This window comes from Syntrophotalea sp. (assembly GCF_050253115.1).
GTDB classification, from domain to species: Bacteria; Desulfobacterota; Desulfuromonadia; order Desulfuromonadales; family Syntrophotaleaceae; genus Syntrophotalea; species Syntrophotalea acetylenica.
Map to the genome: position 1 here is coordinate 1 of NZ_JBFWJQ010000086.1, position 10,889 is coordinate 10,889.

Here is a 10,889-nt window from a genome sequence, read left to right on the forward strand (position 1 = left end):
AAACATCACGAAAAAATCTCCTTGGGTGAATTTTGAAGCGGTTCAATAGTAGCAGAAAAGCCCAGCAAAATCAGCTGATTGTCAAAGATCAAACGAGAAATTACGATTGTAAATTCACTGATTCAGGTATCTTGAAAAACTCAAAGAATTCAGTGAGGCCGAAGGTCGCCGGGCCGATTTTCGATTCGGCCTCGGTGACCATGAAAATCCGGTTTTCCCCGGGGTGTTTGACTGGGTCCGCCTATGCTGCGGTGCAACCCTGGAAGCTGTACGCCAGGTGCTCGATGAAGGGTGCCACTGCGCATTCAACATGGCAGGCGGATGGCATCATGCTCATGCGGCGAGGGCTTCGGGGTTCAGTTATCTCAATGATGCGGTCATTGCCATAAACGCCATGGTGAACCGTGGCCTGAGGGTTGCATATATCGACCTTGACGCTCATCATGGAGATGGCGTTCAGGAGGCATTTTATCGGACGGACCGGGTTCTTACCATATCCCTGCATGAGACCGGAAAGGATTTTTTTCCCTATTCGGGTTTTGTCAGGGAATTAGGCGCGGGAGCCGGATATGGGTACACGGTAAACCTTCCCTTTGCCCCGCATTCCGACGATCTGGTTTTCGAGCAGGCCCTGCGACGCGTGGTCATGCCGTTGCTGCATGCCTATCAACCCGATGTACTGGTTTCGCAGATGGGAATGGATATTTTGAGAACCGATCCGTTGACAAGGCTCGAAATGACCACCGGATCCGTTGAGCTGGCCGCTCGTCTGCTGCGGCGGACGGGACTGCCCTGGGTTGCTCTCGGTGGCGGAGGCTATGACAGACTCAATACGGCACGGGGGTGGACATTGCTTTGGGCCGTGATGAGCGATCAAAAAGTTGCGGATGATCTGCCCGAGGAGATTCTTTCGACTTTGAAGACGCTTGGCTATGCGACAACGGCCTTGCGCGATGAGCCGCATCTTGCCCATCCCGATGACTTCTGCCGTGCTCAGGAACAGTTTGACAGAAATCTGGCTTTTCTGGAAAGACGGCTATTCCCGCTTCATGGCATGACCATATTCGGCAGGGGAGGAGGTTTTTCTTGAACTTTTCATGGAAAACAACCGGATCCCTCGGCTCCCTCAGGAATCTCAACAATACCAGTGCCGCGCGAAGGGAAGCGATTTATCGAACCCTGATTCCGGCGTCGATTCTGCAGGATCCCCGCTGGAGGGCCGCGGGGCGCAATGGGCCGCTTATTCGCTACATCTGCCCGGAAAATCTGGGTTTGGTCCGGATCGAAGTGCGCAGGTCCGAGGCAGATCGCGATTGCCTGTTTTTCATGCAGGCCGCAGATACGCCCTATGGGCAACTTGAACTGACATTGTGTATTATCAATAATATCGATGGACGAAGATACGACATCGACCGCGATGCCGAGGGGCGGGACAATTGCCTGGGCACCCTGACTCGCAACATACCTGAAGAAATAGACGCAATGCGCGCAGGCCTCTGCCCCCACCAGGTGCTCCCCGGACTCGGTCTGTTCCGGGAGTTTTTTTGTTTGTTTGAACAATTTGCCGAAGATCTCGGCATCGACACCATCGTTGCCGAACCCCTTTCGTATAATACGGCGCTTCTGTATGAGGAGATGGGGTTCGGTTATCTCTGCGGCTATAACCTTATGCGGCGCATCGATGCCGGCTTTCGTGACGATGGAGATCTTACCCAAAAACTCGATGGATCCAGTGCCTTTCGGCAACCGGGGATGAACCGGACCGTCCGCGGGCGCAGCTGGGCCATTCATGACGGCATTCTCGAGTGTTCCTGGGACGGCATCCGGATTTACAAAGTCATCGGACAGGACGCCGGCATTCGGACGTTTTCCGGGCTGGAGTGGTAAATCCATCCGACACTCGAACTGCTTGCGGGCAGGGAGTATATTTACGTTGAAAAAAACATTCTTTCCTGATTTAATGCGCACCGCCGACAGGGGCAAACAGTCGCTCGGCCTTCAAATCATCCAAGCCCGCAGACCTGTGGTGCTGCATGTCTCGGCTCCGATCACCCTGATTTTTTAACTGCAAACCTGCCAGCCGATGCAGATTCTTCCGAATACGGCTGGTTTAAAAGCCTGAACCTGGGGAGGAAAAACCGTGAATCCGCTGGCGCTCGCCTTGAACAAGCAGTTGGAAGAGGAATGTTCCTCGGCTCTTGACCTGCTTTCTCGGCTGGGGAAAGAACTCTATTTTCCCAAAGGAATTTTGACACAATCCGCTGAGGCAAAAACCAAGGCCCATAAATTCAACGCCACGATCGGGATTGCCACCGAGAACGGCGAACCTATGTATCTGCCCTGTATTCATGAAAAATTGTCCGCCTTCAAGCCTTCGGACCTTTATGGTTATGCCCCCCCTGCCGGGAAACCGAAACTCCGCAACCTGTGGCGTGAAAAGATGTTGCGGGAAAATCCTTCTCTGACGGGAAAATATTTCGGCACGCCGATTGTTACCAGCGCGCTTACCCATGGTCTTTCCATTGTGGCCGACCTTTTCGTCGACGAAGGCGACCAGGTCATCATGGCAGATATGATGTGGGGTAACTACAACCTTACTTTTGGGGTTCGCCGGGGCGGGGTAATACGCAAGCATACCACCTTTACCGAAAGCGGCGCTTATCACATAGAAGCCTTCCGACAGGTCTTACAAAGTGTCGCCCGGGAAAAAGGCAAGGCCGTGGTTGTCTTGAACTTTCCGAACAATCCCAGCGGCTATACGCCAAGCGTCGCAGAAGGCGACGCTCTGCTGGAGGTTCTGCGTCAGGAAGCCGATAATGGCTGCAATATCGTCGCGGTTACGGATGACGCCTACTTCGGGCTTTTTTATCAGGATTGTCTCAAGGAATCCCTGTTTGGCAAATTGGTGGATCTGCATCCGCGTATTCTTGCCGTCAAAATTGACGGAGCAACCAAAGAGGAATTTGTCTGGGGATTCCGGGTCGGATTCATAACTTTTGGTGGTTGTGCAGCAACAGCAGCATCCAATGTCATTCAGGTACTGGAGAATAAAACTCTCGGCATTATCCGCGGAACCATCTCCAATTGTCCTCATCCGTCGCAAACCTTTGTGATTGAAGGTCTCAGATCGTCCGATTACGAAACTCAAAAACAGCAGAAATTCGAAATCATGAAAAGTCGCGCCCTGAAAACGCGACAGGTTCTGGAGAGCGGGCGTTACGATGATGCATGGAGTTTTTATCCATTCAATTCAGGCTATTTCATGTGTCTCAAGCTCAAAAACGTTGATGCGGAGAGTTTGAGGCTGCACCTGCTGGATCATTACGGAATCGGCACCATCGCCATCAATCGGACAGATCTTCGCATCGCCTTCAGTTGTATCGAGGAAGAGCATCTCCCTGAGTTGTTTGACCTGATATACCAGGCGGCCGGTGACCTTTCCTGATGTAGTATGGCAAAGCCCGCTTACAGCGGGCTTTGCCATATGCGTCGCTTTCCGGAAAGCGTGATGTCATGAGATCAGTCAATCAGGTCTGTGATGAACTGAACGGGCTTTTCCCCTTTGCGCAGCTTGCAAAACTGCTGCCCGACGCTGCGCCATTCTATCTGGTAGGCGGCGCGCTTCGCGATCTTTTCCTCGGCAGAGCCTGCAGCGATCTGGATTTTGCTGCAGCCTTTGATCCTACCGCTCTGGCCAGAACCCTTGCCCGCAATTTTGGTGGTCGCTGGTTTTTTCTGGATGAATCGCGTCGGCAAAGCCGCATCCTTCTGCCTTTTAATGATACTCAGGTTTCCTGTGATTTTGCACCCCTGCGGTCCCCTGGTCTCCTGGAGGACCTGAAATTGCGGGATTTTACCATCAATGCCATGACAATGCGCGTCCGTGGAGAGACGCAAGGGGAGGATTTTTATGATCCCCTGTGCGGGCTTGGTGACTTGGGTTCGGGCAGATTGCGGATCTGCTCCCGCGACGTGTTGAAGGACGACCCGCTTCGCATCCTGAAGGGGTTGCGTCACTGGACAAACATGGGGGTCGAACCCTGTCCGGATACCTTGTCCGCCATGCGCGCCGCGGCGTGCGGCATCGCCGGCGTTGCCGCCGAGCGGATTCGCAGGGAAACAGGCTTGCTGTTCGACCATGTCAGGCCGGCCCTTGTCTACCGCCGTCTGGTCTCCATTGGTCTGCACCGATATTTTTTCGGAGAAGTCCATGCCTGCAAAAACAATGAGATTGTGGCGGCGCTGGAAATGCTGGGACGCAACATTCAGGACATGCAAACGAATTTGTTTTTTCAGACCAGTATTGGGCATTCGCTGGAAGAGGGCATGACCCGCAGAGCGGCGTTCAACCTGACGATGATACTGCGCGCCATCGAACCTGCTGCGGCAAAGACCTTTCTCTTAAACCAGAAATTCAGCCGAACGGCCAGCAGGGCGATCCGCGGCTACCTGGAATTGGCTTTTTCCCGATTGTCGGATGTGCAGCGATTGTGCTGTGGGGCTCGCGGCCGATACTGGTGGACTGCGGACCTCGGCCACGATGCCGTAGGATGTCTGCTGTTTCTGGCCGCGGCCGGTTGGCATCAAAACCGCCGCGCCGCCCTGGAAGCGATTGCCATGGCCCGGGAGTTTACCGTTGCGGCGCCACTTCGGGATCTGGTGGATGGTCGTTGTCTGCTGCAGCGATTTGGCGTGGAACCCGGACCGGAGACAGGGCGCGCCTTGCGTGCTCTGCGACGGGAAGAAATCGCAGGAAGGGTCTGCAACATCAGGCAGGCCTATACCTTTTTGGAGAAAAGGTGTCAAAAAACCCATTGACAATGCCGGGGGCCGCTCCTATAATTCGGCTCTCATCAGGCGGGAATAACTCAGTGGTAGAGTGTCAGCTTCCCAAGCTGAAGGTCGCGGGTTCGAATCCCGTTTCCCGCTCCAATAGCTTGATTCGGGGTCAGGTATCGTGCCTGGCCCTTTTTTCATTCCGGCGGCTTTGGATTGTCACACCAGTTGACGGTATGCTATTAATATCCGTGCACGAATCATATTCAAACTCCAGATGCGGATTGGCTCAGGATGGACCCGAAAAACCCACGACAATTCAAATGCCCCCGCTGCGGCGTGCCGACACGCTGGGAGGATAATCCCTGGCGTCCCTTCTGTTCCCGTCGATGCCGCATGGTCGACCTCGGGGCGTGGATCGATGAGGAGTATCGTGTTCCAGTGACATCCGACATTTCCGAAGCGGATGCTTCCTGCGAAACAACATACGACAATACAGATAAATGGAGCTGAAAAGTTAATGTATCGCTTGATGATTAGCACTTATTTTGCGGCAGCTCACAATCTCATGCATTATCAGGGGGATTGCGAAAACCTGCACGGTCATAACTGGAAGGTTGAAGTCACGGTTGCGACGCGGCAACTCGATAAGTCCGGACTGGGTATCGACTTCAAGGTTCTCAAAAAGGAAACGAAACGCATTCTTGGTCTTCTCGACCACAAATACCTTAACGAGTTGCCATTTTTTAAAGACATAAGCCCTTCATCGGAAAACATTGCGCGATTTGTTTTCGAGGAACTGCAGCAGGTATTCAACGAGGCTGTGGTTATTGAAAGCGTTTGTATCTGGGAATCCGAAAATGCCTGTGCAAGTTATGCCCTGCAATGATGCTCAGCTGCTTGAAGTATTTTCGTCTATCCAGGGCGAAGCGGAACTGGTCGGGTATCGGCAGATATTCATTCGACTGGCAGGCTGTAATCTGCATTGCGCTAATTGCGATACCGATTACTCGCTTCGGGAGCATTGCCGCGTCGAGGATGCTCCCGGGTCGGGGCAGTTTCGTGGCATCGCCAATCCCGTATCTCTGGAAGTCATAGCCTCTTTGGTGAGCGCTTGGGTGGACGCATCTCCCGGCATGCACCATTCCATAAGCCTCACCGGCGGCGAACCCCTGCTTCAGGCGCCGGTCTTGCTGAACTGGGCCCCGGTCCTGCGGGAAATTCTGCCTTTGCACCTTGAAACCAACGGCACCTGTGCCGCGGCCCTGGAGCCGCTGGTGCCCCACCTGGATATGATATCCATGGATGTCAAACTTTCTTCCGTAACCGGTGTTGCCACACCCTGGAAGCTGCACCGGGCTTTTTTGGAAATAGCCAGCAGAACCAAAGTTTGTGTGAAGGCTGTTGTGGGCGAGGAGACGCCTGTCGAAGAAATGATCGATCTGGGTCGGATGGTGCGCCAGATGTCCCCTGACACCAGTGTCTATTTGCAACCCGTCACCCAGCAGGGAAAGATCGGCATGTCGTCAAACCATCTCCTCTGTCTGCAGGCGGCGGTGGCAAAACAGCATGCCAATGTCAGGGTTGTCCCGCAAATGCATGTTTTTATGAACCTGTTATAATCGCTACACGTCTTCCGTGCCTCCTGGAGTCTTTTTATGATCATTGAAGACATGACCATGCCGGAATTTGTCGCCGGACTGGAAAAAACCCGCACGGTCTACATCCCCATCGGGTCAACGGAAGAGCATGGCCCGCATCTTCCCCTGTCGACCGACACCTTGCAGGCGGTGTCCGTGGGACGGCGGTTAGCCGAACGGCGCTGCATATTTGTCGCGCCCGCCATACCCTACGGGGTTTGCCGGTCCACCTGCTGTCACCCCGGGACCTTGAGCATCACGACGCAAACCCTGAAGGCGCTTGTTCGCGATGTTGTGGTTTCCCTTTACAGGCACGGCTTGCGGAATTTCATTCTGCTTACCGGGCATGCCGGAGGAACCCACAGTGCCGCCCTGATCGATGCCGGCGAGGAATTGCTGGAACGTTTCAACGATCTCAAAATCGCTGTATTGACCGAATATCAACTGGCCGCGGAAGAGGGCAGGGGGCTGATAGAAACGGAAGGCGATACCCACGCCGGGGAGATTGAAACATCACGCATGCTTCATTCTCATCCGCATCTGGTCAGAGGTGATGCCGCAAGGGAGTTTCCGCGCTTCCCCAAAGGCATTCTGGTCAGGGATAAGCGGAAGTTCTGGCAGGGCGGTGTCTGGGGAGATCCAGGCAAGGCTTCAGCGGAAAAAGGTTTGAGGATTGAAGAGCTGGTGGTAAGTGCCCTGGATCGTTTTGTCGACCATCTCGAAAGCTGGGTAGAGTAGGGGGCCAGGCTCCCCTGAGCCGGCTTGCCAACCCCACCCGAAAGGCTTCCTGCAGGTGATCCGTCGGGGTTGGCAGGCCGCTTTTGGCTATTCCTGAAAAAACTTGTTTTTCAGGGCGTTTTTAACGCAAAGGGGCACGAACTCATCGATATCGCCTCCCCAGGAGGCGACCTCTTTGACAATTGAGGAGCTGAGATAACCGTAGGAAACGGAAGTCATCATGAAAAGGGTTTCAAGCTCGCTGTTCATGGTATGGTTCATTTGAGCCAGCTGGAATTCATTCTCGAAATCCGAAACCGCCCGCAAACCTCTCAATACGATTCTGGCCCCCTGCCGTGTCATGTAGTCCACCAGCAAACCCTGGAAGGTGTCGACCCGAACCTGTGGGTAATCCTTGACGCTTTCCCGGATCAATGCCAGCCTTTCATCAATGGAAAACAGGGCTTTTTTGGAGACATTGTGAGCAATTGCCACAATCAACTCGTCAAATATCTGAAGACCCCGATGGATTATATCCAGATGGCCGTTGGTGATGGGATCGAAGGAGCCGGGATAAACCGCAATACGTTTTTTCATCGGGAGGTTGCCTCTGGGATGGAGAGGGAAAGAAAAGTCACGACAGTTGCACCATATTCCTTGCGATTCATTGTGACGACTTCGAGGACATCCACCGGCACTTGTTCGTCACGCGCCGATTCGACGCACACGACACCTTTTTCGGACAGCAGACTGTTTTTTATGATTCCGCGTAAGGCTGGTCCAATCAAACCCTGGTTGTAGGGCGGGTCGAGAAATATGATATCGAACGGGGCATATCGTACCAGCCTGTCAAAAATCTTGTCTGCCGAAGCTCTGAAAAAATCGGCACGTTCGGCCATGCCACAGGAGCGTATGTTGTCGGCGATGATATCTGCGGCCTGTGGGCTCTGATCGACAAGAACCGCCTTTGCGGCCCCGCGGCTGAGCGCCTCGATGCCGAGCGCCCCAGTACCGGCGAAAAGATCCAGTATTTTCAGTCCTTCAAATGTCCCGAAGCGACTCTGGAGACTGCTGAATACAGCTTCCCGAACCCGGTCTCCCGTAGGACGGATGCGCTGGCCCTTGAACTGTTTGAGTTTTCTCCCTTTTGCAGTTCCGCTTATAATGCGCACCCGAACGCTCCTTCATTCTGATTAAATCGGTGACGCCGTAAAAATTGCGCCATGCAGCCCTGCGGCCCCGCAAGGCGAGCCTTCGATGATTTCATCAAAAATTTGGCGAAAAATCTAGCATAGCGCACCCATTCGGTCAAGAAGACCCCTATAATTTGGAGGTATACGTGGAACGCCCAGACCTTGCTCCATATGCCGCCCGCAGCAATCAAAGCCGTGGGAGACGCTACCAGGAGGTGTTTCGAGATGAGCGAACGGCATTCAGTCGTGATCGTGACCGGATTATCCATTGCGCAGCCTTCAGGCGGCTCGAGTACAAAACACAGGTTTTTGTAAACCACGAGGGTGATTATTTTCGCACTCGGCTTACACATTCACTTGAAGTTGCGCAGATTGCCCGTGGTATAGCGCGTCGTCTGTCCCTTAATGAAGACCTCGTCGAAGCCGTGGCCCTGGCGCACGATCTCGGCCACACGCCTTTCGGTCATACCGGTGAAGAGGTACTCAACCGCCTTATGGAGGGCTATGGCGGCTTTGAACACAACCATCAATGTCTGCGCATTGTCGAGCTTCTGGAAGAGCGCTACCCGGATTTCTGCGGCTTGAACCTTACCTGGGAAACCCGGGAGGGCATCGTCAAGCACTCCGGCAAGAACCGTCTGGTCTGGCCGGAGGCCGAAGAATATTCTCCCGGGGTACCACCCACTCTGGAGGCGCAAATCATTGATCTGGCCGATGAGATTGCGTACAATAACCACGATATCGACGATGGTCTCAATGCGGGGTACATTACCCTCGACGCCTTGAAGAGCGTCCCTTTATGGAGGGAGACGTTTGCCGATGTCGGCCAGAGATATCCCCTGCTGAATGAAACACGTCATGTCTATCAGACTATCAGCACCCTGATAGGCCGGCTTATCGGCGACGTTGTCCACACGGCCCAGGACAACATCGCCATGTGCAATGTGCAAAGCATGCCGGACGTGCGGCGACAGGAGGGCCGCCTTGTTTCTTTCAGCCCCGCCGTCGCGGAACAGAATGATTTTTTGAAGAGCTTTCTTAAAAACAGACTATACCGGCACTACAAGGTTGAAAGAATGCGTATCAAGGTGGAGCGTGTTCTTGCCATGATATTTGAAACCTACCTGAAAACGCCGTCTCTTCTGCCCGAGGAGAGTCACCGCAAGTTTGAGATCTATGGGAAGGAAAGAACCATCTGCGATCTTGTTGCCGGCATGACGGATCGGTACGCCCTGGAAGAATACAAGAAGCTGTTTGAGCCCTACGAACCGGTGTGAAGGGTTGCGGGAACCCGATGGAGGTGATATCCGAAATTGTTAGGGCAGGATTATCTCGGGCGCTTCGCCGCGACGATAAAGGAGGATCGTCCTGCCAATGATCTGAACTACATGCGATCCGGTCATAGCGGCGATCTCGACCGCCGCTTTCTTGCGGTCAAAGGGGCATGTCTCCAGCAGTTTGATCTTGATCAGTTCGTGATCTTCCAGACACTGGAGTATATTTTGTATCGACCCAGAGCTCATTCCTTCCTTGCCTATCTGGACGAGGGGTTTCAGGTGGTGTCCGATGCCTCGGAGGTACCTGGTCTGTTTTCCTGTAAGCGAATGATTTCGCATCTTAAAAGGCTCCTTGAAGTTTTGGTCAAACCCACCTTCTACCAAAAAATTGGTAAATGATCAAACGATAAAAAGATCTGTCTTGAAGTTTATTGCTTTTCTCCCGAATTTTCCCGCTGGGGCGCCTAGGTGTCGCGTTATGGACCTTGCCAAGGCGGGATGTGGTTCAGAATGTGTCTATTCTGAGCAGCAATTAAGGGGTTGACCCATTGGCCAAAAGGTGTTTATATACACGCGAATTTTTTATCGCCAAGATGGTTGGCGGGTTCGCTGATAACTCCGATCTGACGCTTGTTTCTGCCGTCGGATTTCATTGAGATTGACTTTATGATGCCTTTCCTGAAAAGGGAACCGTTGTATAGCTTCGATCACCTCAAGATCCTCCGGGGCATCTTGTCCCTATTGTCTTTTCTCATTTCTCTGATTTTTCGGTTTTTATCCTCTTTTCAGGCATATCAAGGGCGACAACGAATGTTTTCCTCGGCCAGGTAGTTACAGATCGGCACAATGTGTTACAACTTTATTTGTGGTCCGTCTCGATATGTTCCAAAAAAACCGTTTAAAATTAAGCAGTTAAGTCATTGACAGTGATGCCCGTTGTATGGTTTATTTTGCACGTTCTGCCATGGGCAGGTGAGATGCTGTGTCCGATCTCTGACCGCAAGGCCACAGGCGCGGCAAACGCCGTTTGCAAGGGAAAAAGGGTTTTTCGCCGCTTTACGCTTTATTTTCCTGATTTCATTTTTTGATACAAGGAGGCGCCGATGCTGAAGAAGATCCTGAGTTTCTTTCGTAAACCAAAGCCAAATTCCGATTTGGCGAGTAAGTATCCCCCGGTCAAACCGGGGGCTTTATGGGTGAACCGCTCAAAGCGGTTGGCTCAAACCTTGGGCCGCCTAAAGGCGGCTGGCTATTTGAGCAGGTTCAATTGATCCAATCTGCTATCT

11 protein-coding genes, 1 tRNA gene and 1 pseudogene are annotated in these 10,889 nt (G+C 53.0%); 11 read left to right on the forward strand and 2 right to left on the reverse strand.

Annotation, left to right across the window (positions count from 1 at the left end; genetic code table 11):
- Positions 1-136: 136 nt before the first annotated feature.
- The 9 genes and pseudogenes from AB7E65_RS09425 to AB7E65_RS09465 all read left to right on the forward strand — a co-directional run.
- Positions 137-1,090 (forward strand): annotated as a pseudogene (locus AB7E65_RS09425) (acetoin utilization protein AcuC); the annotation flags it as partial.
- Entirely contained in the window at positions 1,087-1,887 is an 801-nt protein-coding gene (locus AB7E65_RS09430; RefSeq protein WP_145926442.1) for a hypothetical protein, read from the forward strand. The pseudogene AB7E65_RS09425 and the gene AB7E65_RS09430, both read left to right, overlap by 4 nt.
- 253 nt (positions 1,888-2,140) lie before the next feature.
- The gene (locus AB7E65_RS09435; protein WP_428745758.1) at positions 2,141-3,445 is read left to right on the forward strand and encodes an aminotransferase class I/II-fold pyridoxal phosphate-dependent enzyme; all 1,305 of its coding nucleotides are present in this window, start codon (positions 2,141-2,143) and stop codon (positions 3,443-3,445) included.
- A gap of 68 nt (positions 3,446-3,513) precedes the next feature.
- Entirely contained in the window at positions 3,514-4,818 is a 1,305-nt protein-coding gene (locus tag AB7E65_RS09440; protein WP_072287671.1) for a CCA tRNA nucleotidyltransferase, read from the forward strand.
- A 39-nt stretch (positions 4,819-4,857) separates the two neighbouring features.
- A tRNA-Gly gene (locus tag AB7E65_RS09445) sits at positions 4,858-4,932 on the forward strand.
- A gap of 138 nt (positions 4,933-5,070) precedes the next feature.
- Positions 5,071-5,289, forward strand: a complete 219-nt coding sequence (locus AB7E65_RS09450; protein WP_072287672.1) for a DNA gyrase inhibitor YacG — start codon at positions 5,071-5,073, stop codon at positions 5,287-5,289.
- Between the two features lie 7 nt (positions 5,290-5,296).
- Complete coding sequence (gene queD, locus AB7E65_RS09455) at positions 5,297-5,665, forward strand: 6-carboxytetrahydropterin synthase QueD (RefSeq protein ID WP_072287673.1); 369 nt, start codon at positions 5,297-5,299, stop codon at positions 5,663-5,665.
- On the forward strand, positions 5,637-6,398 hold the full coding sequence (locus AB7E65_RS09460; protein WP_428745759.1) for a 7-carboxy-7-deazaguanine synthase QueE: 762 nt from the start codon (positions 5,637-5,639) through the stop codon (positions 6,396-6,398). The genes queD and AB7E65_RS09460 overlap by 29 nt, the downstream gene beginning before the upstream one ends.
- A gap of 36 nt (positions 6,399-6,434) precedes the next feature.
- On the forward strand, positions 6,435-7,154 hold the full coding sequence (locus AB7E65_RS09465) for a creatininase family protein (RefSeq protein ID WP_428745760.1): 720 nt from the start codon (positions 6,435-6,437) through the stop codon (positions 7,152-7,154).
- A gap of 87 nt (positions 7,155-7,241) precedes the next feature.
- Here the strand turns inward: AB7E65_RS09465 and coaD are convergent, their stop codons facing one another.
- Positions 7,242-7,730, reverse strand: coding sequence for a pantetheine-phosphate adenylyltransferase (gene coaD / locus AB7E65_RS09470; protein WP_072287676.1), 489 nt, complete (start codon positions 7,728-7,730; stop codon positions 7,242-7,244).
- Positions 7,727-8,305 carry a 16S rRNA (guanine(966)-N(2))-methyltransferase RsmD gene (rsmD, locus tag AB7E65_RS09475; RefSeq protein ID WP_072287677.1) on the reverse strand — a complete coding sequence of 193 codons (579 nt, stop codon included), beginning with the start codon at positions 8,303-8,305 and terminating at the stop codon, positions 7,727-7,729. Before rsmD ends, coaD begins: the two co-directional genes overlap by 4 nt.
- A gap of 167 nt (positions 8,306-8,472) precedes the next feature.
- On the opposite strand from rsmD, the gene AB7E65_RS09480 reads away from it, so the two are divergent.
- Together AB7E65_RS09480 and AB7E65_RS09485 are read left to right on the forward strand one after the other, a co-directional pair.
- Complete coding sequence (locus AB7E65_RS09480) at positions 8,473-9,603, forward strand: deoxyguanosinetriphosphate triphosphohydrolase (RefSeq protein ID WP_083558808.1); 1,131 nt, start codon at positions 8,473-8,475, stop codon at positions 9,601-9,603.
- 36 nt (positions 9,604-9,639) lie between these two features.
- On the forward strand, positions 9,640-10,002 hold the full coding sequence (locus AB7E65_RS09485; protein ID WP_428745761.1) for a hypothetical protein: 363 nt from the start codon (positions 9,640-9,642) through the stop codon (positions 10,000-10,002).
- Positions 10,003-10,889: the final 887 nt, after the last annotated feature.

Bases quoted from the DNA above. Each gene is read 5' to 3' on its own strand.
- coaD (WP_072287676.1), bottom strand. From the start codon at position 7,730: ATGAAAAAACGTATTGCGGTTTATCCCGGCTCCTTCGATCCCATCACC.
- AB7E65_RS09450 (WP_072287672.1), top strand. From the start codon at position 5,071: ATGGACCCGAAAAACCCACGACAATTCAAATGCCCCCGCTGCGGCGTG.
- AB7E65_RS09460 (WP_428745759.1), top strand. From the start codon at position 5,637: ATGCCTGTGCAAGTTATGCCCTGCAATGATGCTCAGCTGCTTGAAGTA.
- AB7E65_RS09465 (WP_428745760.1), top strand. From the start codon at position 6,435: ATGATCATTGAAGACATGACCATGCCGGAATTTGTCGCCGGACTGGAA.
- AB7E65_RS09440 (WP_072287671.1), top strand. From the start codon at position 3,514: ATGAGATCAGTCAATCAGGTCTGTGATGAACTGAACGGGCTTTTCCCC.
- queD (WP_072287673.1), top strand. From the start codon at position 5,297: ATGTATCGCTTGATGATTAGCACTTATTTTGCGGCAGCTCACAATCTC.